Here is a 26,490-nt window from a genome sequence, read left to right as displayed (position 1 = left end):
CAACTGAGGTGGGCTGATGGCGTGGGATGACGGGCAGCACAACCAGACGCTCCTCAACGCCGGGCGTACCATGCTTAGCATGGCCGGCCGCGGCGCCTGGCGCCTCGGGCGAGCGGCCGGCCGGGCCTTGCTGAAGCGAGCGCTGGGGACGGGGGTCAAGGCGCTGCTCGGGAAGGTCGCGCCCTATGCCTTGGGTGTCGCCCTGGCGGTGCTGATCCTGCTTTTCGTCGCATCGCTCGTTTATACCGTGCTGACCGACATGGCTGAAACCCATGCCTTCGCGGGAAGCCTCGGAGACGAGGTCGCCAACACCCTGATCCAGCAAACCTACCAGGATGCGACCCACCGGGTGACCGACGCCCAGCTCGCGGCCGTCAGCCGGCTGGAGTGCGCGGGCCCGTGGGCGACGCAGCTTGAGGCCTTGTTGACGCCGTGGGAGCTGTTGGCGGCCGTCGATATGGCCCGGGACCTCGATTTGGCCCGGCGTTCGGGAGCGGCCATTGAGGCCATGGCGCGCCAGTTTCCCTTCGAGGTGACCTGCGGATCGGTCGAGCTGGAGACGACGACCACCGTCTACCGCGACGGTCAGATTACGGCCACCGACACGACGACGCGTTCCGAGCCCGTCATCAAGCAGGTGCGCAACTGGCAGGGCGATCACGCCTTTCAGTATGTGACCCGCACGGAGCGCAGTGAGCGGACCTGGACCGAGGAGGAGCGGGATCCGGAAACCGGCGAAGTGGTGGCGGTGTACCACTACCGCGAGGTCACCGAGCGCGAGGTCGTCGACCTGGGCGGGATCGCCTCGCTCCCGACGTATGAGCCCGTGCGTGCCGTGCTGGCGGCGCCGCCGGAGGGGGAGCCGCGGCTGAGCGAAAGCGACGTCGGCTGGGTGGTCTATTTGCTCAACCGCCTCGCCAGCCAGGGCGATGAGATCGTCTACCCCGATCCCGTGGGCGAGATGGGCTGGAGCGGTCTGACCCCAGGGGCAATCTTGGACCTGCCGGTCTCCGCATCGGGCCTGACCTGGCCGGTGGCCTCGACGCGCATCTCCAGCGAGTTCGGGCCGCGCCTCCATCCCATCACGGGTCGCTACAAGATCCACACCGGCATCGACGTGCCCGTACCGATCGGGACTCCGGTCGCTGCGGCTCAGGCCGGAACCGTGGTCCGCGTCGTTCACGGCACCACGGGTTACGGCAATTACGTGCTGATCGACCACGGGGGCGGCCTGCAAACCCGGTACGCGCACCTGGCCCAGCCGCTTGTGACACCCGGACAGACCGTGCAAGCCGGCCAGGTCATTGGCCTGTCGGGCAACTCGGGCTGGTCCACCGGGCCACACCTGCATTTTGAGACGATCGTCCACGGCGCACCGGTCAATCCACGACTGTTCTTCCCCGACCTGCGCTAGCACCTTGGGAACGTGGGGGAGGGAGACACCCGATGCAAGATCCGGCGGTGCAGCCCGTTCCCTTTGAGGACTTCGTCGGCAAGGCGATGCACGCGGGCGGCCTGCTTTTGGCCGAGTTCCGGAACGTCCTGCCGTTGGCCACGGTGGCCCTTGCGGCCTTCGGTTTTCTGCTCCTGCTCTGGCCACGGCGCTGGAATTCCCAATTCCGATGGATCGGGGTTACGGCGCTGTTTAGCGCCGCCTTTCTGTACACGTTCGTCATCGCCGCAGTGCCGCTCGTCATCTACGTCCTGCGGATCCGTGGCGTGACGGCCGCGCCGCTGCCGTGAACGCAAGAAATTCGCAGCGCGGGCCGGTAGAATGGAAACAGGGCATGGCAACCCGTGCCAGCCGTTCGCCAGAGGAGGTGAGCCCCCTTGGCGGTCGTCTACGGTCTGGTCGAGGCTGTGCTCTATACCGACCCCGCCCGGGGGTTCGCCATTCTGGCCCTGCGGGATCCGGAGGGCGAGACGGTTCGGGCGTTGGGCCCGCTCGCCGCCTACAGCCCCGGCCACCGGCTGCGTCTTGAAGGGGAATGGACGGACCACCCGAAGCACGGCCGGCAGTTCCGGGTTCATGCGGCGGACCTGGCGCTGGCCCGGCCCGAGTATGCCGCGGAGCTCATGGAGGCCGTGCTGCGGGGCATCGGCCCGGTCCTGGCCGAGCGGATCGTGGGTGTGCTGGGGCCCAATGCGGTCGCCGTGATCCAGGCCGATCCCAGCGCCCTAGAGCGGGTCCCCGGTGTGGGCCGCGCCCGGGCACGGGCGATCCGCGCACAGCTTGAGGCCCTGGCCGTCGAGCATGAGATCCACCAGCGCCTTGCGGCCTGCGGCGTGCCCCCGGCGGCGATCCGCCAGCTGCTGGAGTGGGAGGGGGCCCAGGCCTGGACGGTGTTTCGCGCCGACCCTTACCGGGCCGGCCGGCGACTGGGAGCGCCCTGGCCAGTGCAGGAGCGGTGGGCCCAGCAGGCAGGGCTTGCCCCAACGGCCCGGTGCCGCATCGTCGGGGCGATCCTCTGGGTGCTCGGCCAGGCGGCCGAGGAAGGGCACGTCGGATTGCCGCGCACCGACCTTGAGGCGGCGGTGCAGGCCCTGGTCGGCCGGCCCGGTCCGGTCTATGCGGAGGCGCTGCCGGCCGCCTACGTGCGCCGGCAGATCGATCAGATCCTCGCCGCGGCAGAGGACGTGGTGGGCGATGCCGATCACGTGTACCTGCCGCGCCTTTACTGGGCCGAGCGGCAACTGGCCGAGGCCCTGCTTCGGCTGAGCCGGGCCCCCGTGCGGCAGGCTTCGCCGGAGTCAGCAGAGGCCGTGCTTGAAGCGGTGAGCCAGGCCTCGGGGCTTTCCCTTGCGCCGGAACAGGCCGAGGCGGTGCGGGCCGCCGTGGCGGGGGAGCGGCCTCTGGTGGTGCTCACGGGGGGTCCGGGGACCGGCAAGTCGACGGTGGTCCAGGTCCTGTGCGACGTGGCTTCCGCCCTCTGGCCCGGCTGGCCGCTGTATCTGGTGGCCCCCACGGGATTGGCGGCGCAGAACCTGGCGGCGCGGACGGGACGGGAGGCGGGGACGATCCACCGGCTTCTGGAGCCGCAAGTCGAGGGAGGCCGGATCCGATTTGGCCGGGGCCCGTCGAATCCGTTGCCGCAGGGCTTGCTGGTGGTCGACGAAACGAGCATGGTCGACCTGGAGCTGGCGGCGGCGCTTCTCGGGGCGGTGGCATCCGGCTCGCGGATCGTATTCGTCGGGGACGAGGAGCAGCTTCCGGCCGTGGGGCCCGGCTCGGTGTTTTCGGACCTCATTCGCTCGGAGCACGCCCAGGTGGTGCGCCTGCAGACGGTCTACCGGCAAGCCCAGGACAGCCCCATCGTTCGGGCGGCCTATGCCATCCGCCGGGGCCGACCCGAGGTGCCCCATGCCCCGCCTCGGTGTCTGCGGGTGCGGGTGCGCAGCGCCGAGGATCTGGTTGAACGGCTCGACCGGATTGCCCGGGCGATCCGCCGCAACAACAGCACGCTGACGGTGCTCGTGCCCCAGCGCAGCGGCCCCGTCGGCACCGAGGCCCTTAACGCGCGGCTACAGGCCATCTTCAACCCGCCGGCGCCGGGGCAGCCGGCCATGGTGATCGGCGGCCGCCACTTCCGGGCGGGGGACCGCGTCATGCAGACGCAAAACCTTTACGCCACGGACGGCCGGCTTGTCGTGGCGAACGGCACGCTGGGCACCGTGCAGGAGGCCGGGCCGAGCCGCATCGTCGTGGACTTTGGCACCGGCGAAGCCGTCGCTTACGGTCCCCAGGACGCCCAGCAGGGCTTGCGTCACGCCTGGGCGATCACGATCCATAAGTCGCAGGGTCTGGAGTTTCCGGGCCTCGTCGTTCTGGCCCTGGCCCAGTCCCATGGGCGGATGCTAAGCCGCGCCCTGGCGTATACGGCTGTCACGCGGGCCAAGGAGCGGCTTTTGATCCTCGAGGAAGCGGATGCGCTGGACCAGGCGGTGGCCCGCCAGCGCGGTGTGCGGCGGCACGGCCTGCTGCTCTGGCGCTTGGCCCAAGGGCGGAAGGGGGGCGGTGCGGATGCTACTCGAATGGTTCACGGAATGGGCGGGTGAAGCCGTAGCCCAGGGCGTGAGCTGGCTTGTGGACCGATTCGGCCTGGTGCTCGCGCTGCCGCTCGACCTCATCGTCTGGATGGGACGGTGGGGACAGATCGGCGGGCAGCTGTTCATCGGGCTGAGCGCCATCACGGTCTTGTTCTTCGTGGTGCTGATGTTCGGCGTATGGTTGCAATGCCTGGCGGCAGGGGCCTGGCATGGCACGAAGAGCCTTCTAGCCCTGTTCGGCATCGCCAAGCTCTGGTTCGATTCGCGCACCCGGCGCAACCACGCGCTCGAGCATGCAACGCTCAATATCCTTCGGGAAAGAGGGTTAACCCGCTACGGCCCGTCTTTGGGCGTTTCGGGGCCGACGGGCTTTTGGCTCGTGTGGGACGAACCTTCGGAGAAGGCCGAAGAAAAGGACCTGGCGCGTCTTTACCTCAAGGCGGCGCTGGAAGCGGCCGCACGCCTGCGGGCTGGCGAGTGGCGGCTCGCCTTTTCGCCGACCTGCGGCACGTCCCACATCGTGATCAGCACGCTGCTCTTTTTCGGGTTCTGGGCGCTGCTCTGGGCAAGCCGCGGCGATCTGTTCGACACCTTCTTGGGCCTGTGGCTCATGGCCCTTCTGGCCCCGATTCTGGGTTGGGAAATGCAGCGCATCACGCTGACGGCGCGGATCGGCGACCTGCAGCCGATTGCGGCCCAGGAGGCCGGTCACGTGTTCATCCGCACGGTGGCCGAAGGCCGGGAGGTCCCGTGCACGTTGCCGCCCGTGGCCGATGTTCCGGGGCTCATCAGCGGCTCCCCGCTTCGGCCTGGCGACCCTGTTCCTCGAGGCTGGTGGGAGTTGCCGTTGGCGTGGTGGCGGCATGAGAAGCGGATCCGGCGGATGGTCCGCGAGCGTAAACACCTCGAGCGAACGCAGCCGGACAGGTTCTGGGCAGGGGGCATGCGCATTGTCCGGGTTACCGAGTTGGCCAAGCCGCGAGCGACGCGGGAGGTCCGCCCTGAAACTCAGCCTGGTACTCGCGGCGACCGTCCTGCTGGCGGGTTGCGGGGGGATGGAACAGCAGATCGGACTGACGGTCGCGAAGAACGGCCAGGCACAGCTCGACGCCACCGTTCTCATGGACGCCGCTTTGTACGACCTCGCAGGCCCCGCCGATCTCGAATCGATTGAGGCCTCATTACGTGAGGATTTTGAGGGGCGGCGGGTGGAGGTCGAGGAGGTCGAGGAAGGGCGCCTTCGAGGCGTGCGGGTGGTCGTGCACTTTCCGAGCGCCAGGGAGGCCTTTGAGGTCTTGCGGGAGCCGCAGTCGCTCGCTCTGCCGGATGGACGCCGGATCGAGGTCCCGTCGGCCTGGTCGGAGCTCGAGCTGGAAGAAGCCGGCGGCTGGCTCGGTCGGCGATACCGGTTTGTGGCGCGGCTCGACAAGCCCTTGCGGGCGCAGGTGATGGAGATCCTTGCCGCCCAAGGCGCAGACGACCCATTGGCCGAGGACGTCCTCGACCTGGCCTTGGCAGGGATGCGGATGCGTTTCCGCCTGACCTTGCCTGGCCGGGTGGATCCCGCCTCCCTCAAGGGGCCCGCGGCGCTGAGTGAGGACGGCCGCACCGTCACCTGGACTCTTCCGCTGGATCGACCGGTGGTGCTGGAAGCGGCGGCGACATCCGGGCTGGTCTCGATGGTCCAGCAGTTGCCGGACGAGGTGTTGGCATCGGAATGGGGCTTGCCGCTGGGAGTGGGGGTCGGGGCGGGCTTGCTGGCCGGCCTTCTGGCCTGGCGCCTGGTTTCGGCCAAGTAAGTAAGGCCAATGCAGGAGGTGGTCGTCGTGGAGAACGAGCAGGCAAAGGCGGTTGACACAACGGACGACTCGACGCAGGAAGCGGCGCCGGCGGGCTCGGACCGCGGTGCGCCCGCCGAGGCTCAGAACGCTGGGGCAGCGACGGAAGGGCTGGCGGCAATCGGGTCCGATCTGACCGCCCGGGCCGAGGCCAATCCCTGGCTTCTTGCCGGCGGCAAGCTGGCTGCCCATGCGGTCCTTTCGGGTGTCCTCCTCGGTCTTTTCGCCCTGCGAACCCAGACGGTGCTCCTGGGCTGGGTGGCCCGCACGGTCAGCGACGGCCTTTTGCGGGATGATCCGCTTTTGCGGGACTTGGGCCTTGGCCGGATGCTGGGATCGGTGGCCGGGTCGGCTGTGGGCCTTTCCGCCGGGCGTGCCATCGCAGGGGGCGTGCTGGCAGCGGCTGTTGCCCTGGTCCTCGCCGTGGGGCTTGAGGCCTGGGCCCGGAAGGCGCTGAACCCCGACGGACTTTTGGAGGCGGCCCAGCATGTCGCGGGGCGTGCGGTGCGGCTTCACGTTGTGGGCGCAGCCCTTTGTGTTGTGGCGATCCTGGTGCCCCTTCTGGGCGTGCTGCTCGCCGGGGCCTGGATTGGCGTGTATGCCGCCGATGGGGCGAGGGCTTTCAGTGAGGCGCCCGATCGCGAGCGGCTGGTGGGCAGCGCCCTCTACGGTGCAGCGGCCACGCTCGGCCTGGCCATGATGGCGGCCATGTTGTGACCTTGAGGAATGGGCCCGACTATGCTAACCTAGGCAAAGGAAAGAAAACAACGGAACCGTCGCCTTGAGGGCGCCATGCGAGTGATCGCATGGCGCCTTTTGTTTTGGTTGGTGCTGGCGACCGGCGAGGGGAAGGAGCCGGCCGATGGCGCTTGCGTTTGAAGCTTTTGACCGAGCCCGGCAAAACGCCATCTTGCGACTGCTCGAAGCGGCCGTCTCCCAGGCGGCAGGCCGCCCGCTGGTGGTGGCGTGGAATCCGGGGCGGGGTGTCTTTGAAGTACGCGATGACGACGGGAAGCCGGCCAACGACGAGCCGGTGCAACAGACCTTGCGCCGCAGCCTCCGGCGCATCCAGCGCTGGCTGGAGAGCGGCCAGCTCGAGGTCGAGCCTGGGCAGCTCTTGCAGGGCCGGGTCGAGCGCATCAGTGGACGCGACGTGTGGATCGAGGTGGGGGGCGCTCTGGCCTTGTTGCCGGCCGGCGAGCAGATCCCGGGAGAGAACTACGAGCCGGGGATGCTGTTGCCCGTCTACCTGCTTGCCCGCACGGACCTGGGGGATGGACTGGCCGAGCTCAAGGTCTCTCGCACTCACCCGCAACTGGTGGCCCGGCTGCTTGAGCGGATCGTGCCCGAGGTGGCGGCCGGGGGCGTGCGCATCCTGGGTATCGTGCGTGCCCCGGGCGAGCAGGCCAAGGTCGCTGTGGTGGGCGACATGGGGCAGGACCCGGTCGGCGCCTGCGTGGGCGTTGGCGGGTACCGGATCGCCCTCCTGCGGGAGAGCCTTGCGGGCGAGCGGATCGAGGTGATCCGCTGGGATCCGGATCCGGCAAAGTTCGTCCAGAATGCCCTGGCCCCCGTCCCTGTTGATGCGGTGGTGCTCGATCCGGACCGGGGCGAGGCCCTGGTCATTGTCCCCCCGGCCTATGTGGCGCAGGCCATCGGTTCCCACGGCCGCAACGTACGTCTTGCCAGCCGCCTGACCGGATGGCGGATCACTGTATCGGCCCACCACCAGGCCGCTTTACCCCGCTCGAGCGGATGGCTCGATGCCACCGTGCGGGCCGGGACCCGGCGCCGTGCCGGATCGGCATGACCACCGGCCAAAGGAGGGGTTGTGTTGGAACACGGTCGGACGGACATCGACAGGATGGGGCGCGTGTACCTCCCGGCCTGGGCCCGGCGGGCGGCAGGCATTGGGCGCAAGGATCCGGTGCACATCGCCGTCGATGGCGACCGCATCATCCTCACGCGCCATACACCCCGCTGTGTGTTTTGCCAGAGCCCTGCCCCAGAACGCTTCAACGGCCGGCCGGTCTGCCCAGGGTGCTGGGGGGAGCTGGCCGCTCGGGGGGCGGGCGCCACGTCGCCCTATGTCGTCTTCGCGGATGCCGCGCCAGCCCGTGGCGGCCGGTATCGGGCCGCGGCCGTGAGCGAGGATGGGCACTGGACGAGCCGCCGGGTGCGGGCCGCATCGCAGACGAGGCTGTTGCAAATTAAACGGCCGACACCCCGCCCCGAGGATTGGGGCGGGGTGCATTCTCATGATTTCGCCGCAACTTCTGTCTATCCTGCAGCAGTGGTTCCCGTCTGCGGCGCGCCGCCCCGGACCGGCCGGCTATACAGACGCCCAGATCGTGGCCTGCCTGGTGATCGGCGCCCGCCTTCAGGCCCGCAGCCTGCGCCACCTCGTGCGGCTTCTTGAGGCAAGCCCCGCGCTCGTGGAAGCGCTGGGCCTGCCGAAGGCGCCGTCGGTCGCCACGCTGAGCCGGCGGCTCCGGCGCCTTGGGCCACAACTGCTTCTCCTTTGCCGCAGGCTCTCCCGGCGGGTCGATCCATCCTGGATCGGGGCAATGGATGCGACAGGGATCCGGACGCGGGCAAGGGGCAGCGGTTGGGGCTGGAGCCGGCCATTCGGCCTCTTTTGCGAGCTCAAGCTCCATGCCGTGGTCACGCCGTCCGGCCTTTTGCGGGATTTCGTCCTCACGCCGGCGGCCGTCCGCGAAAGCCGGGTGTTCTTCCGCGGCACGGGCTTGACCGTGCTGCTGGCGGACCGGGGCTACGATTCCGAGCGGCTTGCCCGGGCCTACGCCCAAGCGGGTGTACGCCTTTTCGCCCGGCCCCGGCGCCTGGGCATCGGCGGGCCGCGGACGCCCTACCGCCGAAAGGCGGCCGTGCTCTTTGCGATGCCTGCGGGCCGGCGGCTCTACCGCCTGCGGGGAGCGATCGAACGGTTCTTTGGGTGGCTGAAGCGGCACCCCGTCCTGGTGACCCCAGTGGCCTCGGTGGCGCACCTGGAGCGGGTGCTCGCCATCCTTTGGCTTGAGCTGCTCCTTGCTCGAAGCGAGGCAGGATCGGACGAAGACGCGACGAAGTTTGCTCAAAGCATGGCGCTCTGACGCCGCACCCCGAATCGGGGGTCGGGCACCGCGCAAGCGGGGCCCGAGGGCCGGCCGCCCAAGCGGCCGCGTTCCCGCGGACAGGGCGTCGTTTTTCATTTTCCGGCCCTTGGGCCGCGAAAGGAGGTGAAACCGTGTCCGCGATCAAGCGGGCCCGCAAGGGGCAGGCCGCGACAGCCGTGCGGGTGCTGCGCTTCCGGCTGCGCCTTAGGCCCCGGCAGGCGGCCCGATGCGACTTCTTGCGCCGGGAGGCTGCGCGGGTCTGGAACCGGTGCGTCGAGCTCGACCGCACCTGGCGGGAGGCCGGGCTGAAGCTTTCCGACCGGGAGCTGGAAAAGCAGCTCAAGGCCGCGACCGCCCGCAAGGCGGGCGGGGACTTCGCGCTGGCCGCCAACAGCGTCCAAGCCGTGGTGGAGACCTACGTCGAGGCCGTGGAGCGGTTCCGCCGCCGGCAGGGCGCGGCCCAGCGGCCGCCCCACCGGCCAAAGCGCCACTTCGCGGTGACGTGGAAGGCGCGCGAGATCCACTTCGAGGGCGGCCGCGTGGCGCTGTCCTGCGGCCGGGGGCGCGAGCCGCTGGTCGTCCCGGCCTTCGGCCTGCCGTGGGAGCGAGTGCGCCAGGCCCAGCTCGTCTACCGTCACGGCGCCTATTGGCTGCATGTCACGCTGGTTGAGCCGGCTCCGTCGCCACGGGCGGAGGGCTTGGCCGGCAAGGCGGCAGGGGGCGATCTGGGCGAGGTGCACGCCCTGACCCTGAGCACGGGCGACCGGCACCTGGTGCTCACGGGCCGGAAGCTTCGCTCGGTGTGGCGGTGGTACCACCTCACGCTGCGCCGGCTGCAGAAGCTGCAGGCGCGGTGCCAGAAGGGCTCCCGCCGCTGGCGACGGCTGCAGGCGGCCAAGGAGCGGGCCCTGGGCAGGATCCTCCGGCAGATCGAGCACCTGGAGTGCTGCATCGCCCGGCATGCCGTGGCCTGGTGCCTGGAGCAGGGGGTCACCACCCTCTACGTGGGCGACCTGGGCGGCATCGAGCGGCGGGCGCAAGGGCGGCGGCACCGCCAGCGGATGCACTTCTGGCGGCGGGGTCGGCTGCTCCGACGCCTTCGCCAGCTGGCGGCCCGCCACGGGATCGAGGTGCGCGTGATCCCGGAGCGCGGGACCTCGCGCACGTGCCCCGCGTGCGGGGCCGAGCACAAGCCCTCCGGGCGAGTGTTCGCCTGCCCGAACGGCCATACGGCCCACCGGGACGTGGTGGGGGCGGTGAACATCCTGGCGATGGGCCTCTGGGGCGGGCTTCGGCCGGGGCGGCCGATGCCGCGGGAGCAGCAGACGACGTATCTCCGCCCCGATCGGCAGAAGGCGGTTTTGGCCGCCTGATGCGGATCGGGAGGAGTAGGGCCCATGGGGTGGGGCCGCCGGGGTCGGACGTCCCGATCCCGGTGAAGGCGCAAGGACGGGCGGTCAGACGCCGGGCAACGCCCGGCGCGGCCCGGATGAGGTGCGCCAGGCAAGTTCCGCCAGGCTTTTGACAGCAGCTTCGCGGAATTTGCAACACCCTCCGCAGACGGAAGCCGAGGCCCTGGCCCTTGTGCTGGCCTGTGGGCTGGCGCGCCGCCATAGCCCTCCCAACGCACCCGTCGTGCTGGTGACGGACAACCAGTGGTTCCGCCTCGAGTACGACAACCCGCGCAAGCCGCAGCTGACCCGCTGGGTCGCCGCGTGCCGGCGCCTCCTGGCAGGCCGTCCGGCGGCAGTCGCTTACGTGCCTGGCCCGCGCAACCCGGCCGACCCACTCTCCCGCCGGGACGGGAGCGGACCGGAAGACCATGCCGGCCCGCCGCTACCGGCAGGCATGGTGGCCGCGTTTCGTGCGGGTTAACCCAGAGGCAGCGGTGACCATGCGGCACTGGACGTACCGGAACGTGCATGCGCTGATCCTGCCCGAAGAGGAGGATGCGCTGGCGGCCACGCTCTTTCCGGACCAGGCGGAGCGGGAGGCGGCTCGCCGAACCCGACGCTGGGGCCGGTCGGTTCTGGACCGGGCTTTGGATCGTGCCTTGCGCGAGGCGTACGACACGGATCCGGCGTCGTTTCGGCAGCGGTACGTGGTGCGCAAGGTCGGCGAGCCCCGCGCCCGGAAGGTGTTCGGCCATTACGTAGCGATCTACGAGGCGGTGTACGGCGGGGCTTCCTTGCACGAGGCCCCGCGCCAGCATCTGGACGGGGCATCGCTGATCCCGGCCTGGCAACATGTTCAGAACGATACCTGGGGCTGGAGCCTCTGCATTTACGGCACCGGTTCCTGGTCCGGTTGGCCGAGGCGGGTCCGGGCACGTCTGGATTTTCCGGCAACCTCGAAGGCGAGCTGCTTCAGTTCGTTGTCCACCTCCCCGGTGCGGCGTTGCGGTTCTCTCGCGCGGCTGTCGAAATCTTCCTTGACGCACAGCCCGATGTCGACTTAACCTGAGGATGAAAGGCCCAGTCGGGCACGGCTGCCTTCGGGCAGCGCGTTGGATGGCCTGAACGGCCATCCCCGCCACGGTGCCAAAGCACCGTGCCATCCGCCCAGATGGGCCGTTTTTCTTTTCACCCCCTCCTGCGTCTGGGCCGGCGCAACCCCTGTGCCTTGCGCCTGGCACAGGGGAAAGGGGGTTCGGAAGACCGGCTCCTTCGGGAGCCGGTCTTCCTTTTTTAAAACACAGTCCGTCCCCAGATCCAGAGGGGGCGAGGAGGAGGTGACCGCCATGGTGTTCCATGGCGATTCGGCCTATGGCGGGCCCCGGGAACGGGCCCGGAGGATCGAGGCGCTCCGGGAGCGTCTCCGCGAATCGGACGGGCGTGACGCGCTTGCCCGCGAGTGGCTCGAGATCCTCACGGGCGTCGTCGCGGTGCACACACACCGTGATTGGAATCCCGTGCTGTTTGCCACGGGATCGCCGGCGCTATGCCGGCGGCCCACCGCTTACCAGTGTGACTGCGGGCGGTGGCTTCGGGTCCGTAAGGGCCGCTTTGGCCCGACGGTTCGTTGCCGCCGCTGCGGCACCCGGCGGACTCTTAACACCCCCGAGGGGCGCCGGTGGGCCTCGACCCGCGAGATGGCGGGGCAGGTGCGGCGCTGCGGTGCGGAGCTGACCGTTGCCGTGGACCCGTCCCGCATTCCTTACCGCACCTGCACCCGCTGCAGCGCCCCGGCGGCCCGGGCGGTGACCCTGGACGATGTTCTGGGGTCCCGTGCCGGCGACCGGGCGCCTAGTGCGGCCACGACCGTGGCCGCGGTGCGCTAAGACAAACCCACACCGCGACGGCGCGGCGGGGGAAACACCCGCTGCGCCGTCGCGTCGAAGGGGGGCGGTTCGATGGAGGTGCTCGGTTACGCCCTCGGTCCGACGACGGACCAGGGGGCGGAGGTGTACACGACCCGGGCGCCGTGGCCGCTACATGGCCTGGTGCGCGTTGAGACGGAGGATGGGGGGTGGGCCCTCGGGCAGATCGTGGCGACCGGCGCGGAGCGGCCCGGCCTGCTGCAGCCCGAGGGCGCGCACACCCTCCTCGAGTCCCTCGGGCGGCTCGGTCTCCCAGCGGGCGATGCGCTCTACCGGGCCACCGTCCGGCTGTTGCAGGAGCGGCCTACCCCTGTCCGATCGGGCGGGCGGGTCATCGCACCCGAGTGGGAGGACCTGCAGCGCCATTTTGGCCTCACCGATCCGGACCGTGCCTGGCCGATCGGCGTGGTCCGCGGGACGGAGGCCGTGGCGGATCAGGTGCCGGCCGATCTGCGCCAGCGGGCTCCCGTCGCCGAGCCGGGGCAGGCACCCGAACCAGCGCCCGGGCTGCCCGTCCTGCTGGATCCCGACGACCAACACGAGTACCCCCACATCGGTATTTTCGGGGGCTCGGGGTCCGGCAAGTCGGTCGCCTTACGGGTGCTGGCGGAAGCGATGATGGCGGCGCGGCACCCGGCCCTGATCCTGGATCCGCACCAGGAGATGGACTTTGCCCGGCCCCATCCGGCGGCCGGCCCCTGGGCCCAGAGCTTTGCGGGCCGCCACGTCGTCGCCACCATCGGGCAGGACGTGGCGATTGATTGGCGGCAGCTGTCGACCGACCAGGTGCGGCGGCTCTTGGCGTCGGCCTTCGGGGATCAGGACTGGTCCCCGAATATGGAGGCCGCGGTGGGGGTCCTGCACAAGCGGGGGCAGGACCTGCAAACCTTCCGCGACCGCATCGCCGTCGCGAAGGCCGCCCATCTGCCCGAAGGGACCGGCGGCGGCGCGGGGGCACTGGAGTCGCTCCGCCAGCGCCACCGGGACATTGATGGCCTGGGCAAGCAAGTGGCGCCGCTGGAGACCCTGGCGGCGCTTGAGCGGCGGCTCAACTATCTGGACCGCCTCGGGCTTTTTTCGGGCGGCCAGGATGCGGCCCAGTGGGCCCTTTCGGCTTTGCGGGCCCGCAAGTCCGCCGTGCTGCGCGGGCCGGGCCGGACCCTGGAGTTCGTCGCCCAGTACGCACTGCAGGCCCTCTACCGGGGCCGGAGGGCGTACCGGGAGGCCGTCGAGCAGGGGCTCCCGCCCACAGGGCCTGTCGTGCCGCCCTTCTGGGTGCTGGCCGATGAGGCCCACCAGTTCGCCCCCCGCAATCCCGAGGTGCGCTCGGCCACCCGGGCGATTCTCACGGAGATCGCTCAGGAGGGCCGCAAGTACGGGGTCTACCTCGTCCTGGCGACCCAGCGTCCGGCCTTGCTGGCCGACACCGTGACCGCGCAGCTCAACACGAAACTCGTGCTCCGGACGGTGCGGTCGCAGGACATCCTGGCGATCCGCCAGGAAACGGACCTGGGGCCGCAGGAGGTGGCGCGGCTGCCCTTTTTGCGCAGCGGGGACGGCTACCTCTGCCTGGCCGCCCAGGGGCGTACCGTGCCCGTTCGGGTGCGGGTGCCGGCCACCACGGGCCGGGTCCAGGGATCGCCCTGGCAGGAGCTCGATCAGCTGCACCAGGCCGATCCGTTGCCGCAGCAGCTGCTGGCCCTGGTGACCGAGGCCGGCGGCGTTAAGCCGACGGGCCTCGGCGGGCTGGCTCAGATGGCGAGTCGCGAACTCGGCCGGGAGATCTCGCTGGACGAGGTCGAAGCGGCGCTGGAAGAGCTCGTGGCGGCGGGCCAGCTCCACCGGCGGGATACCCCCCTCGGCCCGGCCTACGACCCCGCAACCGAAGCGGCTGCGGCGGCCGAAGAAGAGGTTCCGTTCTGACCTTGGTTTGAAAGGGCATGCGGTGATTCCGCATGCCCTTTCGCCTTTATAAAGGGGGGCATAAACAAGGGCAGGGAGGAGATGATGGTTACGGAGGCGCCGCGCGTAGGAAAGAGAAGAGCACTTCTCTTTCCTTAAGCACGAGGAAAGCACGCGGAGGGGCGCCCCATGGACCCGCTGGCCAGCTGGCTGCACGGGCGGCCCGCCACCACGCGCCGGGTCTACGCCGCGGCGCTTGCCGACCTGCAGGCATCGGTCTCCGCCGCGTGGCACGCTATCTCCATTGCCGATCTTCAGGCCTGGTCCGAGCGCCTTGCAGCTCGAAGCCTGGTCCCGGCGACCCAGGCCCGCTACCTTGCGACGGCGCGGTCCTTTTTCCGCTGGCTGGCCACCCGGGGGGCTTCGGCCCACCAACCCGGTGGCGATCCTCCGGCTTCCCCGGACGCCACGGCACCTTTCCGCCCGCATCTCCCCGCATCCCCGAGCAAGCCGTTCTCGGCATGATCGTGCCCGCGCCGCGCCCGCGTGATGCGGCACTGGTCCGCTTACTGTACGGGGCCGGCTTGCGAGTCTCCGGGGTGTGCCGCCGCGGCTGGCGTGACCTGACACCTGCGGAGGGCGATGGTGGCTTCGTCCACGTGGTGGGGAAGGGCGGGGTCGAGCGTACGGTCCGGGTCAGTGCGCCAACCTGGCAGGCCATGACGCGACTCCGCCGGCCCGGGGACGGACCGGCCGATCCCATGTTCCGCTCCCGGCGGTCCCCTGTCGGCCGTTCAGGCCTGGCGGATCGTGCGCCGGGCGGCCCGGGCGGCCGGCTTGGCGAGCCGGTATCACCCCACTGGTTGCGCCACGCCCATGCGACCCACGCCCTTGAGCGCGGCGCCCCGATGCACCTCGTCCAGGTGACGCTGGGCCACCGATCGGTTGCGACAATGGGCCGCTACCTGCACACCCGCCCGCAGGATTCTTCGGCCCACTTCTTGCCAGCCTAGCCCAGGCTTGTGTACCATGGATGCAGATCGACTGCGCATCCGCGCGCTTGCGGCCCCCAGACGGGGCCGTTCCGACCGGCCCGCTCAAGCGGCCGGCCCGAGCGCCGCGGGGCGCATTTTGTTTTTGCGCCCCGGGCGGAAAGGAGGTGATCCCATGCGGCGCCTTGGGCGCCGTTTGTGGCGACTGTACGGGCAGGCGGTGGCCGGGACGAGCTGGCTCGTTCTGATCGCCGCGCTGCTCGGATGCTGCATCGCCCGCGTTGGTTCCTGGGTTTTCCAGGTCAGCCTGGCGGGTGATGTGCTGGACTTCGCCCGCCGTTACGGTCTGCTGATGAGCATTGTGACCGTGGTGATGGGCGGGGCGATCCTGCGCCTGGGTGCGCCGAGCTGCAATTTGATGGCATACGGTGTCCAGGCACTTCGGATCGCCCGCACCGTCACCGAGCACGACCGGCGGCGGGAGGTGCTCCCGCTGCTTGCGATCGTGCCGGTGGTGGGCGCAGTGGGGTCGTTTTCGGGCCTGGCGGGTTACCTTCAGGCAACGGAAGCGGCCCTAAGGATCGAATCCACCGCGCGCGAGGCCGGGTTGCCTCCCGCACCCTGGGGGTACCGGTGGGCTTTCGCGGTGACGATCTGGCTGGGCGAAGCGGCCCTGCGGCCGCTCGCGGCCGGCTGGCTGGTCGGCTATATCGTCGACCTGGTCTGCTGGCTTATCGGCCTGGCCGGCACGGTCCACCGCTGGCTGCGGCGGTGGGCTGCAAATCACGACGCCCCGGCCGGCCTGCTGCCGTCCGGGGCCGGAAAGGGGGGAGCGGCATGCTCCGCCATGTCCGGTACGGGCGGGTGCGGCGCCGGCCGCGGCCCCGGACGCGCCGTACCGACGCACTCGCCCGGATTCGCCCGGGCCGGTCCCGGCCGGCGATCTGCCCCGATTGTGGGCGCCGGCTGGGCCGGTGCCGTTGCAACTAAGGTCGGCGGCGGAGGCGTCCTGAGCCTCCGCCGCCTTCATTTCACCCCGCTTCCGGCGGGGAGGAGGTGAGGCATCGTGGCCGTCGTGCTGTCGCCACCCGTGAGGATGGCGAGGACGCGCGAGCGCGAGCTTTTTCGGTCCCGGGTGCTCCGAACCTTTGCGGAGACCCGGAGCCTGGCGGCGACGGCGGCACGGCTGGGGATCAGCCCCGTCGTCGCCCGCCGAGCCCTGTTGCAAACAGGGCTCTTCGATGCCGGGCACCTGCAGCTTCAGTACCGCCCCACGGTGCGCCCGTGGGATCCGCTCAGCCTGCGGGTGCTCGAGGAGATGGTCAGTGAGGGCTGGCATCCGCACGCCCTCGCCGTGATGTTTAACCGGCCGGTGCTCGATGTCGACCTGGCCGTGGCCTGGCTTGGCATCCCGGTGCCGGCACTCGGGGAGGCGGTGGCGCCATGAGCGTCCGCCTCCTCTTTGTGACGGATACCCATGGGAGGGGGAAAACGCCCCGGTGCCGGAAGGACGACTTCCTCTCAGCCCTGTTGGCCAAGATCGAGGAAGTCGGCCGGCTGGCCAAAGCCCATGGGGTCGCTGCTGTGCTGCACGGCGGTGACTTCTTTGACGCCCACCACCCCGCGCCCAGCGTCGCGGCGGTTCTGCTGCAGGCCTGGCGTGAGGCGATGGGGGAGATCCCCTCCTACGTCGTGCCGGGCAACCACGATGAGCTCGGCCAAAACCCTGGGCTCATCGACCGCACGATGCTGGGGCTAGGGGCTGCGGTGGGTTGCTACCGGCTGCTCGGGCCGGAACCGGTCATCCTCGAGCGGGATGGCACGTCCGTGCAGATCACGGGAGCGCCGTACCACTTTGAGATCGACCGGCGCGATCCGGCCCTTGACTACGTCGTCCGGGAGGCCGGCGCCGACCGGGTGATCCACGTGGTCCACGGCATGCTCGTGCGGGAGCCCATCTACCCCGGCGCCCCGTACACGCCCCTGGAGGCCATCTGGGATCGGACGGCGGCAGACCTGACCCTGGCCGGCCACAACCACCTCGGCTTCCCGCTCACCGAGCGGGGAGGCCGACTGTTTTACAACCCAGGCGCTCTGGTCCGGATCACGGCAGACCCGCGGGACATGGGGCGGACGGTACAAGCCGTCCTCATCGAGGCCGGGCCACATGGGGTGGAGGTCGAAGACCTGCCGCTCCAGAGCGCTCAGCCGGCGGAGGCGATCCGCAGCGACGACGCGGAGGCCACGGCCGACCTTGAGGCCGAACGGAAGCTGCGGGCCTTCGTGGAGGCCATCCGCGAGGTCCGCAAGCCGGGCGAGAGCCTCTTGACGCTGCTGGATCGGGTGGCGGCCGAGGCGCAGGTCGACCCCGCCACGGTCGAAACGGCGCGGGCCTATCTGGCCCAGGCGCTGGCGGCGGCCCAGGAGCGCGGCGAGGAGGCGATGCTATGAAGATCCGGCGCATCCGCCTCCAAAACTTCCAGGCCCATGAGGACACGTCGCTGGACTTGGCCCCGGGGCTCACGGTCCTTGTCGGGCCGTCCGATTCGGGCAAGTCCGCCGTGCTCCGGGCCTTGCGCTGGGTGTATCTGAACCAGCCGGCGGGCCTGGAGATCCTCCGGGCCGGGGCGTCGCAGGTGCGGGTGGACGTCGAGCTGGAGGACGGGACGCGGGTGATCCGCGAGCGGTCCTCCGCGACGAACCGGTACGTCATCGAGCGGCCTGGGCAGGAGCCCGAAGTCATCGAGGGCTTTGGCCGGGACGTGCCGGCGCCGGTGCTCGATGTGCTCGGCATCCGCCCGGTGCACCTGGGGGGCAAGGCGATCTGGCTCGGCTATGCCGGCCAGCTCGAGCCGCCCTTTCTGCTTTCTGAGGCGGGCGCTGTCCAGGCGGAAGCCATCGGGCGCCTGACGGGCGTGCACGTGCTCGGCCAGGCGGCCGTGGCCGTCCGCCGCGACGAGCAGTCCGCGGAGCGCGAGGGGGCACGGCTGGGCCAGGACATTGCCGAGCTGGAGGCCGAGCTGGCGGCCTATGCCGACCTGCCCGAGGAGGAGGCGCGGGTTCGCACGGCGGAGGCGCTGGTGGCCGCCGCCCAGGCCCGCAACGATCGGGCCGAGCGGCTCGGCCGCCTGGCCCGGGAGCATGCGGCGGTCCTGCAAAGCCGCCAAGAGGCGGATACGGCCCTGGCCCGGCTGGCCGGCGTCCCGGCCGCCGAGGCCGTCATGGCCCGGGCCCAAACGCTGGAGGCGCGGCGCCAGAAGCTGCTCAGCCTGGCGGCGGGGCTTGACGAGGCAGTCCGCGCCCAGCTTGAGGCCCGTGACGTGCTCGCCCGAACGGCCGGGTTGCCCGTCGCCGAGCGGCTGCTTGCGGCCCTTGGCCGCCGGACCGAGCGGCTGGCGCGGCTGCGCCAGATTGCCGAGGCCTGGGAGGACCTGGTCCGGCAACGATCGGAACTGGCTGAAGCGGCCCGGCAGTGGGCGCGGGTCGAACCGGCCGCCCAGGTGGTCGCCCAGGCCGATGCCCTTGCCCGGCGGCTCGAGCGGCTCCGGCCGCTGGCCGTCCGCTGGCAGGAGCTGGCCGGCGAGCGGGCCGCCTTGGAGCGGCAGATCGAACAGGCCCGGGCAGTGGCGGCCCGGGCCGAGCAGGCGTATCAGCAAACCCTCGCCCGACTCGGTGTCTGCCCGACCTGCGGGCAGCCCATCCGGACGGGTTGAAAGAAAGGGGGAAGCCGCCGTGCCGGAGGCGATTCAGGATCGCCTGCAGCGGCTGCAGGCGGAACTCGAGCGGGCCCGCTCGGCGCGTTACAGCGCCGAGGGACGCCTTGAGCAGCTGCGCCAGGTGGAGGCGCGGCTGCGAGCGGAGATGCAGGCGGAGGGGGTCTCGCCCGAGACCATTGCGGGCGAGATCAGCCGTCTGCAGCGAGAGGTCGGTCGGCTCCTCGACCAGGCCGAAAAGCTCCTTGCGGGGGAGCTTTCGCCGAAGGATGTGGAGCTGCCGGAAGAGCCCGTGCCGGCGAAGCCGGACAGGGCGAAGGGGCCCATGCCCGGCCAGCCCACGCCCGTCTCGCTCTTTGACGACGTGGGTGGTGGAAGCGAGGACGAGCTCGTCCCCGTCCCCGACGACGAGGCAATGGCCGGCATTTCCGACGACGACGATCTGATGCCGGATCTTGATGACCTGATGGAGGATGAGGCCGATGAGGCCCCCTTCTGATTTTGGCTCGGTGGCGGCTCGGGTCCGCGAGGCCCGGGCCGCCCTTGAGCAGCGGAAAGGGGCCCAGCGGGCGCTGGAGCGCCGGCGGGAAGAACTTCTGCGCCGGCGCGAGGACGCCCAGGCACGGGCCGAGCAGCTGCGCAAGGTCCGGGCCCTGTTTGAAATGGCCGGTGAGACGGCTCGGGAGACGGCCCGGCTCCAGACGGAGCGGATGGGAACGGAGGCCTTGCAGGCGGTCTTCGGTTCCCGCCTCGCTCTGGCCGTGGAGATGGGCGAGAGCCGGGGCCGGCCCGTGGCGGAGATCCTCGTGCGGACCCAGCCCGATGCCGGGCCGGCCTTCGTCGGCCATCCGCTCGACGCCCACGGCGGGGGCGTTGCGGACGTCGTGTCGGTTGCCCTCCGGTTCGTCCTGCTAGAGGGGGCCACCGGCCTGGGCGGCCCGGCCCTGCTCGACGAGCCGGGTAAGCACGTCTCCGCCGACCTGGCGCCGCGGCTGGCGGCGTTCTTGGCCACGGTCAGCCGCGAGTTCGGCCGCCAGATCCTGATGGTGACGCACAATCAGGACCTGGCGGAGGTGGCCGATGCCGCCTACACCGTCCGCCTGGATGAGGCGGGGCGGAGCATCGTCGAGCGGATCCGGTAGCAGAAAGCGGCGCCCTCTGGCGCCGCTTTCTGCCTTCCTTTAGAATATTACCGGACAACTAAACAGCCAATTCCCGCAGGGAGTGCACCTCAAGGGCGGTGCACTCCCTTTGCATTTTGGGCAAGTTCCGGACGCGGGAGGGGAAGGTGGGCGGGATGATCTATGCGGGTTTTTGGCGCCGCCTGGTGGCTTATTTGATCGATGGGGTGGTGCTCAACGCCGTAGGCTTTTTAGGGTTCGCGGTCCTCTATGCCGCCATCCCGGAACTTCCGCAATGGGCTGCCACCCTTATCTCGCACATCGCGGTCTGGCTCTACTTCGCCTTTTTAGAGTCGTCGATCTCCCAGGCCACCCTTGGGAAGCGGGCGCTCGGGCTGCGCGTGACGGACGAGAAGGGCCAGCGCATTGGTTTTGGTCGTGCCACAGTTCGTCATTTCGGGCGTTTTCTCAACGCGTTCAGCTTCGGCATCGGCTATCTCAGCATCGCCTTCGAACCTCGGAAGCAGGGCTTCCATGACATGGTTGCCCGCACCGTTGTGTTGCGCACTGCGCCCGCGGCGCCGGCGACCACGCCCATCCCTGCTGGTTCCACGCCAACACCGTGATCACGCCTCGGAGGAGGGATTGCTGTGCCGGACGCACAGGACCACGTGCCTCCCGCCATCCAACAGGTGGGGGGCCTTCATCTCGCCCTTGAAGTCCTCGATCAGGCGAGCCTTCTGCTCTTGCTGCAGCGCATACCCCTGCAACCTCCATCCCGCCGGGGCGATCTGCGAGACCGCGTCTGGGAACGTGCGGTCCGCTCGCACCGCCTGTTGACCCGTCTCATCGCGGAGATCACCCGGCACTGGACCCGCTCGCCGGGCCGGCCTGATGCGGCCACGGTCATGGCCCTGGTGCAACGCCGGCCCGAACAGGGTCTTGCCCTGGGCCTCATGTGGGCCATGGGCCATGAGATTGATGACCCAGCTTGGCAGCAGGTCTGGACAAAGTGGCTCAAGGACACGGCGGATTGGCGCCAGCGCATGGCCCGGTATCCGCGCTTTAACGCATCGGTCGAGGCGATGGAGCTGGCGGAGGAGCTGGTCCGCGAGGCCGAAGCCCGGGCCGAACGGGCCGAAGCCGAAAGGGACCGGCTGCACCAGGTCCTGCGGAGCGTCGCCAAGGCGTGCCGGCAAATGGTGCGGGAATTCCGGGCGGAGCTTGATGCACTGCAGGCTGCAAACGATCAATTGGCTGGCTATAAACCGCTCGAGGGTTGCCGGATCTTGCTTTGCGGCGATCCCGTGCGGGAGGCAGGCTACCGGGCGGTGCTTGGCCGCTTTGGCGCGGAAATGATTTTCGTGGACGCGGCCCGGACCCACGAGGTCCGTTCGACCCTGACGGGCCGTTACGATGCCATCGTCTACGTGACGGCCTACGGGAGCCATAAAACGCAGTACCTGCTCGACAAACTGGCCGATGCACCAGTTTATTACACCGCCCGCGGGGGACAGGGGGCATTGGAGCGGGTCTTGCGATCCCACGTCATTCCTGACGTTCTGCAGTGGCGGGCGCGGCCCGCGTAACCGGCAGGTTCCACCAGGCGCCAAAACGGCGAGGAGGGGGGTCGTGAATGGGGAGGAAGGCGCTTGTGGTGGCGTTGGTGCTTTTGGTGCTAGTTGGTATGCTCGGGCACCTGGTCGTGTCCGTGGAGCGGGTACGCCAGGTGGACCTTTCCATCCGCCAAAGCCTAGTTGGATTCTGACCCGCCGGGACGGTTGCCGGTTCAATAGGGGGGTGGTGGTGATGGAAGAGCGGTTCGTCTATGCGGGGTTCTGGCATCGGGCAGCCGCGTACTGGATCGATGGGCTGGTCCTTGGTGTCCTTTTTGTGCTGTTCGACGCAGTCCTTGCGACGATCGCGACGCCCGAAGTCGTGACGGGGTTGGTCCGGGGGCCGCTGGGGTACTGGGTTGGCACCTGGTTTTACTATGCAATGATGGAGAGTTCCCGGCTTCAAGCCACTGTGGGCAAGTGGCTTGTGGGACTTCGCACCCTATCCGATGACGGGACCCCGCTGACGTTTGGTGATGCAACGGCCCGGCACTATTCCAAGCTTGCATCATACTTCACCTTGGGTGTTGGGTTTCTTATGGCAGGTTGGACACCCCGCAAACAGGCCCTTCACGACCGTATTGCCCGGACGATTGTGGTGCGCACCGGATCGCCCCGTTCGCAGGCCGTACCAGGGCTCAGCCCGCGGGCTATGTGATCCGGCCGATGTGACCGATAGGGAGGTCGCGACCGTGGAGCTCGTGCGTCTGGGCCGGCGCGGCCAGATCACCATCAGTAAGGAGGCTGTTGCAAATTAAACGGCCGACACCCCGCCCCGAGGATTGGGGCGGGGTGCATTCTCATGATTTCGCCGCCCGGTCGGCTCAACGTGCAAACAAGTCCGTAACGAGGTGCGCCGATACCGCGCCAACGAGCGGGTCCGGCGCCTTAGCGGCCGCCCGAAGGATAGGGGGCGCTTTGAAAGGGGCCTTGTAGGCCAATTAATCGTTGCACCAAATGAACATTTTGTTGAATGAAAGAGATGCCCCGGCAATGCTCCCACGCTCAGATCGATCGCATGTTCCCTGGCCGCACACAGCGGCTACCCCGACATCCCGCCCATGAGCAGAACCGTTCCACCCGGCCCCTGGCCGCTCACAGCGGCCACCTCAGCCAGCAAAGCAACAATGGCCCGGTCCGGAGTTACGGACCGGGCCACCGTCTTCAACAAGCCATATTAACCCGACCGCTTGGGGGGGCGGTACGACGCCTGGAGCCAGGCAGCGACCTCTTCGAGGTCCAACATGACCAGGCCCTCCAACCGGTAACTTCCCACCACACCCGTACGGGCGTAGTGGTATAACGTCCGCTCGTTCAGACCGAGTTTGCGGGCCACAGCCCGGACCGGGACCAGTGTCGGCAACCGGTCGAGCGCTTCCGGCGTACTGGTCGTCACGGTCGTCGCCGAATCTCCGGTCGTCGCAACGCTACCCTGGTTAACCTCGTGGCGTACTCTCTCCACAGCAAAACACCTCCTGACCTCACCGTAACGCCCCGGCCAGGACGCTGCAGGCGTAGCGGACAAATCGCCCGTGTTTTCTGTGGTCCATCTCCGACCCATTGCCCGTGCAGCCATGGCCGACTACAGCACAATGGGCAGTCATAATCCGGCTCCCGCAAGGGCACCGGACAAACCCGCGCCAGACCGACAAACCATTGTCTGGCGCGGGTTTTTCGTTTTCTCCACCTTCTCCATGGACCCCGATTCGGGCCCCTGTCCCCGGCTCTTTGGCACGCGATTGGCACGCGAGCCAACGCCGGGCCGGCGCCGGACGAAAAATTGTGTGATCTCTGTTGACACCATGGGCCAAGGCCAGCACAATGTAATCAGAGATTACACCACGGGGCGGCGGTGCCGATGCAGGCGACGACGATTCAGCGGTATGTCTACAGTCGTTCGACCAACTGGGTGGCACGGATCACGGGGCGGGATCCCAAGTACGGCTTGGCGCGTGAGTTCGTCCGCCGTCGGGACGTGACCACGCGCCGGACCAATGTCTACCGCACCATGGAGTGGGCCATCGACCTTGAGGAGGGCGCCATCTATGAGTACCGCTTCGCGGTGAGCAGCCGCCAGGAGGAGCGCGGGTTCTGGCGGGTGCTGGGCGGCCAGCTGGTCGAGATCGACTACGATGATGTGCTGGAGGCGATCGCGTAATGGGAGAGCGCAAGGTATACGGCATCGCGGAGATCGCGGAGGCTCTGGGCGAGCGGCGGCAGACCGTCGCCCAGTGGCATCACCGTGGCAAGCTCCCCCCGCCCGATGAGGAGCTGGCGATGGGTCCGGTCTGGCTGGCTGGCACCATTGAACCATGGATCGAGCTCCAGATCGAGGAGCGGGCGACCCGTGAGATGGCAAAGATGGCCGACGATGATCTGACTGTCCGCATCATGGACTCCATGCGACGCGCAGAGGATCTTGGGCTGCCGGTCCATGTCTGGGGCGCCCTACTGCCAGACGCCATGCGGGCCCATGCCGATGGGTTGAGCGCCGATGAGTGGCGGTCTCGGGTCCTAGAGAGGCACTTGTGGGATGAGGCGTGGGAGCGACGCATCGAAGAGGCAGAGCGCGTGATGCGAGAGCACGGGCTCTGGCCGTGGGCCGACCCGGAGTGAGCGCCGGACGGGCTTCGGCGGTCCCGGCATGAGTCGGGGCCGCCGGGGGCCGGGAACTGGGGAGGATACGGCGGCTTGGTAGCCGGCATGGGGATCACCCTTTCCGGGGCTTACGCCCCAAGTATCGGGGTGTCCACTAAACCGGGGCAAGTCCAATCTTTGCCAACTCCGCCCGTTCCTTCTTGGGCTGCTCGAGCTGCTGGTTGGCATGTTGCAAGTTGCTCCCACAGCCGGCGAGGAGGAGCGTAAAGGCTAGAAGTGGTAGGACTAGCCTCATGTTGATCGCCCCCATAGGTTGCGGACCCCGGAGCTCGAGGCACTCACGGACCAGGTCGCAGCGACTACGGCCATCCCCACAGCTTGTTGCAACGTTCGCGCAGGTACTGCCGGTAAGCTTCCCGGGGTGCTTCGTACCGGCGTTTCTTGTCCTCGTACAGGATCCGGTAGGCCCATTTTAGCTGCGGGTCATCGGCAACCTCGTACTCGATGTAGGTGTCCTCCAGGTCGTTGAGCATCCGGCCGAGTTCCTCCCGGGCCGCATTGCAGTCCGCCCGGTAGGCGGCCAGGATCAGGCCTCCGAACAGCAACAGGACGATGAGCCATCCGATCCGCTCCGCCCTGTCTTCGCTCACCGGAGCCCCCCTCCCTCGGGCCAGGTGGAGTTGACCCGGTTTCGTCAGGGCCTCCCACGCCATCATGCGGATTCAACGCGAGGATGGGCGGAAACCTGCTCGTTGGGCGTCCGCAGCGGTCCGGAAACAGTATTCAGGCTTTGTCTTCGCGTAGTACGCACCACCCGGCACGTGGTAGATCTTCTCGCCACTGGACGCGATGTTGCCTTTCACGGGATATCCCCGTGGGCAGCTGTAGCCGCCGCTCCCCTTCACCGCCCCGGCCGGCACGGACGCCTTGGCCGGCCTCCAGAGCCCTCTCCCCTTCGCCCGGGCCTCCCGCTGCAGGTCCACAAATAGTTTCGTCCACTTCACGTCGGGCGGAAACGTGGCGACCTGGGCATAGCCTTCGGCCACCAAAATGGCGTTGAACATGAACTGCCGGGCCTGGGCGGACGTGGGCTTTGCCGGCGGTTCCTTCAGCCACACGTAGCGCAGGGCCCGGCCGTACCGGTCCTTCTCGGAGACGTCCTTTTCCAGCCACACCGTGCGGCCCTGCAAGCGCTTCTTCGTGAAGGCTGCCGCCTCTTTTCCGTACGGCTCCACTCGCGTCGTGCTCTCGGGGGTGTTCACGCCGATCATCCGGATCCGATTCGATGGCAGCCGCGGCCCCGAAACCCATCGCACGTCGATCGTGTCCCCGTCGACGACGCGGACGACGACCGCCTTCGTGTACTTGCTTGCGGCCTCCGAAGGCGTATCCTGGCTTGCCAGCGGTCCCGCCACGGCGAGGAGCAATCCGGCCAGAACGAGCAAACCGACCCACTTCCGCATCGCCCCACCCCCCACTCCAGTTTCAGCTGTCGCTGACCACGTCGCACGCGATGTCCTCGGCGACCTGCTCCTCCAGGCTCGCCGGGACCGGCCCTTCGACCTGGTGCCGGGCAAAGAACTCGGCGAGGGGACGCGATGTTCGGATGACGGTAAACCGGCCCCCATCAGGCCCGTCCGCGGTAAAAAGGAGCGTGTCGCCAGGTTGGATCCCCAGGGCCTGCCGCATGGCTGCGGGAATGGTGACCAGACCGCGCGGCCCCACCCGGGCCAAGGTAATCACGCATTTCGCCCCCCTTCCCCGCGATTAGGGTCGACCCGGGACAGGGTCCCTACCACTCCACAACGCGGGCATCGGTACGCCTCGCAATCGCGTGGTCATTCGTGAGCAGGTGGACGTCCTCTTCTGTCGTCCGGGCTGCCAGGTATCCGTCCACGAAGTCGACCTGTCCCGCCGCGTGATGGCGGAGTCCGGCCAGCACGGCCTCTTCGTCTTCAACGTCGACCTCAGGGGCGCGGACGAATTGCAAAAGGGCCGAAACCGCCTCGGGAGGACTGTAACGGTAGGCGCCCTCCAAAACGTAAAGCGCCTCGGCGACCACCACCGGCGTGACGATCAGCCGGTGCCCGGCGGCGATGGCCCGCTCCACGGCCCGGTCGAGCGCATCCAGGCGCTCGTGAAGGTGGGCGACCCGCGGGTTCGACAGGATGTGATGGCGAGCCAGGCAATACACGATGACGTTGGCGTCGAGCAACCACGTGCTCACG

General features: G+C 69.0%; 30 protein-coding genes. 25 read left to right on the top strand and 5 right to left on the bottom strand.

The genetic code is table 11. The features are described from left to right. Positions 1 to 16: 16 nt before the first annotated feature. The 23 genes from ACYQ02_RS01695 (at position 17) to ACYQ02_RS01585 (ending at position 22,322) form a co-directional block, all read left to right on the top strand. The gene (locus ACYQ02_RS01695) at positions 17 to 1,414 is read left to right on the top strand and encodes a M23 family metallopeptidase (protein WP_460038708.1); all 1,398 of its coding nucleotides are present in this window, start codon (positions 17 to 19) and stop codon (positions 1,412 to 1,414) included. 32 nt (positions 1,415 to 1,446) lie between these two features. After that, positions 1,447 to 1,743, top strand: a complete 297-nt coding sequence (locus ACYQ02_RS01690; RefSeq protein WP_460038707.1) for a hypothetical protein — start codon at positions 1,447 to 1,449, stop codon at positions 1,741 to 1,743. A gap of 87 nt (positions 1,744 to 1,830) precedes the next feature. Continuing rightward, entirely contained in the window at positions 1,831 to 4,056 is a 2,226-nt protein-coding gene (gene recD2 / locus ACYQ02_RS01685) for an SF1B family DNA helicase RecD2 (RefSeq protein ID WP_460038706.1), read from the top strand. Continuing rightward, a complete protein-coding gene (locus tag ACYQ02_RS01680) occupies positions 4,022 to 5,221 on the top strand; it encodes a DUF6391 domain-containing protein (protein WP_460038705.1) in 1,200 nt (399 codons plus the stop codon). The genes recD2 and ACYQ02_RS01680 overlap by 35 nt, the downstream gene beginning before the upstream one ends. Further along, positions 5,103 to 5,846: a hypothetical protein gene (locus ACYQ02_RS01675; RefSeq protein ID WP_460038704.1), complete on the top strand. Its 744-nt coding sequence runs from the start codon at positions 5,103 to 5,105 to the stop codon at positions 5,844 to 5,846. The genes ACYQ02_RS01680 and ACYQ02_RS01675 overlap by 119 nt, the downstream gene beginning before the upstream one ends. A gap of 27 nt (positions 5,847 to 5,873) precedes the next feature. Next, the gene (locus ACYQ02_RS01670) at positions 5,874 to 6,602 is read left to right on the top strand and encodes a hypothetical protein (protein WP_460038703.1); all 729 of its coding nucleotides are present in this window, start codon (positions 5,874 to 5,876) and stop codon (positions 6,600 to 6,602) included. Positions 6,603 to 6,747: 145 nt separating this feature from the next. Then, positions 6,748 to 7,695 carry a hypothetical protein gene (locus ACYQ02_RS01665; RefSeq protein ID WP_460038702.1) on the top strand — a complete coding sequence of 316 codons (948 nt, stop codon included), beginning with the start codon at positions 6,748 to 6,750 and terminating at the stop codon, positions 7,693 to 7,695. A gap of 448 nt (positions 7,696 to 8,143) precedes the next feature. Further along, positions 8,144 to 8,998 (top strand): transposase, encoded by an 855-nt coding sequence (locus ACYQ02_RS01660; RefSeq protein ID WP_460038701.1) that lies wholly within the window; start codon positions 8,144 to 8,146, stop codon positions 8,996 to 8,998. 134 nt (positions 8,999 to 9,132) lie between these two features. Continuing rightward, complete coding sequence (locus ACYQ02_RS01655; protein ID WP_460038700.1) at positions 9,133 to 10,374, top strand: RNA-guided endonuclease InsQ/TnpB family protein; 1,242 nt, start codon at positions 9,133 to 9,135, stop codon at positions 10,372 to 10,374. A 449-nt stretch (positions 10,375 to 10,823) separates the two neighbouring features. Beyond that, positions 10,824 to 11,459, top strand: coding sequence for a hypothetical protein (locus ACYQ02_RS01650; protein ID WP_460038699.1), 636 nt, complete (start codon positions 10,824 to 10,826; stop codon positions 11,457 to 11,459). Positions 11,460 to 12,104: 645 nt separating this feature from the next. Continuing rightward, positions 12,105 to 12,281 (top strand): hypothetical protein, encoded by a 177-nt coding sequence (locus ACYQ02_RS01645; protein WP_460038698.1) that lies wholly within the window; start codon positions 12,105 to 12,107, stop codon positions 12,279 to 12,281. 72 nt (positions 12,282 to 12,353) lie between these two features. Next, on the top strand, positions 12,354 to 14,243 hold the full coding sequence (locus ACYQ02_RS01640) for an ATP-binding protein (RefSeq protein WP_460038697.1): 1,890 nt from the start codon (positions 12,354 to 12,356) through the stop codon (positions 14,241 to 14,243). Positions 14,244 to 14,411: 168 nt separating this feature from the next. After that, positions 14,412 to 14,747 (top strand): site-specific integrase, encoded by a 336-nt coding sequence (locus ACYQ02_RS01635; protein WP_460038696.1) that lies wholly within the window; start codon positions 14,412 to 14,414, stop codon positions 14,745 to 14,747. Next, positions 14,744 to 15,235, top strand: coding sequence for a tyrosine-type recombinase/integrase (locus ACYQ02_RS01630; protein ID WP_460038695.1), 492 nt, complete (start codon positions 14,744 to 14,746; stop codon positions 15,233 to 15,235). Before ACYQ02_RS01635 ends, ACYQ02_RS01630 begins: the two co-directional genes overlap by 4 nt. 154 nt (positions 15,236 to 15,389) lie before the next feature. Beyond that, on the top strand, positions 15,390 to 16,274 hold the full coding sequence (locus ACYQ02_RS01625) for a hypothetical protein (protein ID WP_460038694.1): 885 nt from the start codon (positions 15,390 to 15,392) through the stop codon (positions 16,272 to 16,274). A gap of 6 nt (positions 16,275 to 16,280) precedes the next feature. Beyond that, on the top strand, positions 16,281 to 16,661 hold the full coding sequence (locus ACYQ02_RS01620) for a hypothetical protein (RefSeq protein ID WP_460038693.1): 381 nt from the start codon (positions 16,281 to 16,283) through the stop codon (positions 16,659 to 16,661). Then, positions 16,658 to 17,665, top strand: a complete 1,008-nt coding sequence (locus tag ACYQ02_RS01615; RefSeq protein ID WP_460038692.1) for a metallophosphoesterase family protein — start codon at positions 16,658 to 16,660, stop codon at positions 17,663 to 17,665. The genes ACYQ02_RS01620 and ACYQ02_RS01615 overlap by 4 nt, the downstream gene beginning before the upstream one ends. Continuing rightward, complete coding sequence (locus tag ACYQ02_RS01610; protein WP_460038691.1) at positions 17,662 to 18,927, top strand: AAA family ATPase; 1,266 nt, start codon at positions 17,662 to 17,664, stop codon at positions 18,925 to 18,927. Before ACYQ02_RS01615 ends, ACYQ02_RS01610 begins: the two co-directional genes overlap by 4 nt. 19 nt (positions 18,928 to 18,946) lie before the next feature. Next, on the top strand, positions 18,947 to 19,426 hold the full coding sequence (locus ACYQ02_RS01605) for a hypothetical protein (protein ID WP_460038690.1): 480 nt from the start codon (positions 18,947 to 18,949) through the stop codon (positions 19,424 to 19,426). Then, entirely contained in the window at positions 19,410 to 20,069 is a 660-nt protein-coding gene (locus tag ACYQ02_RS01600) for a P-loop NTPase family protein (protein WP_460038689.1), read from the top strand. Before ACYQ02_RS01605 ends, ACYQ02_RS01600 begins: the two co-directional genes overlap by 17 nt. 155 nt (positions 20,070 to 20,224) lie before the next feature. Further along, positions 20,225 to 20,674 (top strand): RDD family protein, encoded by a 450-nt coding sequence (locus ACYQ02_RS01595; RefSeq protein ID WP_460038688.1) that lies wholly within the window; start codon positions 20,225 to 20,227, stop codon positions 20,672 to 20,674. A gap of 24 nt (positions 20,675 to 20,698) precedes the next feature. Further along, entirely contained in the window at positions 20,699 to 21,637 is a 939-nt protein-coding gene (locus tag ACYQ02_RS01590; RefSeq protein WP_460038687.1) for a hypothetical protein, read from the top strand. Positions 21,638 to 21,857: 220 nt separating this feature from the next. Continuing rightward, positions 21,858 to 22,322 carry an RDD family protein gene (locus tag ACYQ02_RS01585; protein ID WP_460038686.1) on the top strand — a complete coding sequence of 155 codons (465 nt, stop codon included), beginning with the start codon at positions 21,858 to 21,860 and terminating at the stop codon, positions 22,320 to 22,322. Positions 22,323 to 22,841: 519 nt separating this feature from the next. Here the strand turns inward: ACYQ02_RS01585 and ACYQ02_RS01580 are convergent. Continuing rightward, a complete protein-coding gene (locus tag ACYQ02_RS01580) occupies positions 22,842 to 23,126 on the bottom strand; it encodes a helix-turn-helix domain-containing protein (protein ID WP_460038685.1) in 285 nt (94 codons plus the stop codon). 447 nt (positions 23,127 to 23,573) lie between these two features. Between ACYQ02_RS01580 and ACYQ02_RS01575 the strand changes: the two genes are divergently transcribed. Both ACYQ02_RS01575 and ACYQ02_RS01570 read left to right on the top strand, forming a co-directional pair. After that, the gene (locus ACYQ02_RS01575; RefSeq protein ID WP_460038684.1) at positions 23,574 to 23,822 is read left to right on the top strand and encodes a hypothetical protein; all 249 of its coding nucleotides are present in this window, start codon (positions 23,574 to 23,576) and stop codon (positions 23,820 to 23,822) included. After that, the gene (locus tag ACYQ02_RS01570) at positions 23,822 to 24,280 is read left to right on the top strand and encodes a hypothetical protein (RefSeq protein WP_460038683.1); all 459 of its coding nucleotides are present in this window, start codon (positions 23,822 to 23,824) and stop codon (positions 24,278 to 24,280) included. Before ACYQ02_RS01575 ends, ACYQ02_RS01570 begins: the two co-directional genes overlap by 1 nt. 341 nt (positions 24,281 to 24,621) lie before the next feature. Here ACYQ02_RS01570 and ACYQ02_RS01565 read toward each other — a convergent pair whose 3' ends face one another. The 4 genes from ACYQ02_RS01565 to ACYQ02_RS01550 form a co-directional block, all read right to left on the bottom strand. After that, the gene (locus ACYQ02_RS01565) at positions 24,622 to 24,912 is read right to left on the bottom strand and encodes a hypothetical protein (RefSeq protein ID WP_460038682.1); all 291 of its coding nucleotides are present in this window, start codon (positions 24,910 to 24,912) and stop codon (positions 24,622 to 24,624) included. A gap of 72 nt (positions 24,913 to 24,984) precedes the next feature. Further along, positions 24,985 to 25,725: a thermonuclease family protein gene (locus tag ACYQ02_RS01560; RefSeq protein ID WP_460038681.1), complete on the bottom strand. Its 741-nt coding sequence runs from the start codon at positions 25,723 to 25,725 to the stop codon at positions 24,985 to 24,987. Positions 25,726 to 25,747: 22 nt separating this feature from the next. Beyond that, on the bottom strand, positions 25,748 to 26,005 hold the full coding sequence (locus ACYQ02_RS01555) for an AbrB/MazE/SpoVT family DNA-binding domain-containing protein (RefSeq protein WP_460038680.1): 258 nt from the start codon (positions 26,003 to 26,005) through the stop codon (positions 25,748 to 25,750). A 49-nt stretch (positions 26,006 to 26,054) separates the two neighbouring features. After that, on the bottom strand, positions 26,055 to 26,489 hold the full coding sequence (locus ACYQ02_RS01550) for a PIN domain-containing protein (RefSeq protein WP_460038679.1): 435 nt from the start codon (positions 26,487 to 26,489) through the stop codon (positions 26,055 to 26,057). Position 26,490 lies beyond the last annotated feature (1 nt).

The organism is Thermaerobacter litoralis, assembly GCF_054654595.1.
The sequence above is the reverse complement of the archived record's forward strand: the minus strand, read 5'-3'. Positions and strand labels throughout refer to the sequence as shown.

Excerpts from the sequence above, each read along its gene's own strand:
- ACYQ02_RS01650 (WP_460038699.1), top strand. The coding sequence starts at position 10,824 with ATGCCGGCCCGCCGCTACCGGCAGGCATGGTGGCCGCGTTTCGTGCGG.
- ACYQ02_RS01675 (WP_460038704.1), top strand. The coding sequence starts at position 5,103 with ATGGAACAGCAGATCGGACTGACGGTCGCGAAGAACGGCCAGGCACAG.
- ACYQ02_RS01660 (WP_460038701.1), top strand. The coding sequence starts at position 8,144 with ATGATTTCGCCGCAACTTCTGTCTATCCTGCAGCAGTGGTTCCCGTCT.
- ACYQ02_RS01695 (WP_460038708.1), top strand. The coding sequence starts at position 17 with ATGGCGTGGGATGACGGGCAGCACAACCAGACGCTCCTCAACGCCGGG.
- ACYQ02_RS01635 (WP_460038696.1), top strand. The coding sequence starts at position 14,412 with ATGGACCCGCTGGCCAGCTGGCTGCACGGGCGGCCCGCCACCACGCGC.
- ACYQ02_RS01560 (WP_460038681.1), bottom strand. The coding sequence starts at position 25,725 with ATGCGGAAGTGGGTCGGTTTGCTCGTTCTGGCCGGATTGCTCCTCGCC.
- ACYQ02_RS01680 (WP_460038705.1), top strand. The coding sequence starts at position 4,022 with ATGCTACTCGAATGGTTCACGGAATGGGCGGGTGAAGCCGTAGCCCAG.
- ACYQ02_RS01630 (WP_460038695.1), top strand. The coding sequence starts at position 14,744 with ATGATCGTGCCCGCGCCGCGCCCGCGTGATGCGGCACTGGTCCGCTTA.
- ACYQ02_RS01595 (WP_460038688.1), top strand. The coding sequence starts at position 20,225 with ATGATCTATGCGGGTTTTTGGCGCCGCCTGGTGGCTTATTTGATCGAT.
- ACYQ02_RS01640 (WP_460038697.1), top strand. The coding sequence starts at position 12,354 with ATGGAGGTGCTCGGTTACGCCCTCGGTCCGACGACGGACCAGGGGGCG.
- ACYQ02_RS01625 (WP_460038694.1), top strand. The coding sequence starts at position 15,390 with ATGCGGCGCCTTGGGCGCCGTTTGTGGCGACTGTACGGGCAGGCGGTG.
- ACYQ02_RS01665 (WP_460038702.1), top strand. The coding sequence starts at position 6,748 with ATGGCGCTTGCGTTTGAAGCTTTTGACCGAGCCCGGCAAAACGCCATC.
- ACYQ02_RS01615 (WP_460038692.1), top strand. The coding sequence starts at position 16,658 with ATGAGCGTCCGCCTCCTCTTTGTGACGGATACCCATGGGAGGGGGAAA.
- ACYQ02_RS01690 (WP_460038707.1), top strand. The coding sequence starts at position 1,447 with ATGCAAGATCCGGCGGTGCAGCCCGTTCCCTTTGAGGACTTCGTCGGC.
- ACYQ02_RS01570 (WP_460038683.1), top strand. The coding sequence starts at position 23,822 with ATGGGAGAGCGCAAGGTATACGGCATCGCGGAGATCGCGGAGGCTCTG.
- ACYQ02_RS01610 (WP_460038691.1), top strand. The coding sequence starts at position 17,662 with ATGAAGATCCGGCGCATCCGCCTCCAAAACTTCCAGGCCCATGAGGAC.
- ACYQ02_RS01585 (WP_460038686.1), top strand. The coding sequence starts at position 21,858 with ATGGAAGAGCGGTTCGTCTATGCGGGGTTCTGGCATCGGGCAGCCGCG.
- ACYQ02_RS01600 (WP_460038689.1), top strand. The coding sequence starts at position 19,410 with ATGAGGCCCCCTTCTGATTTTGGCTCGGTGGCGGCTCGGGTCCGCGAG.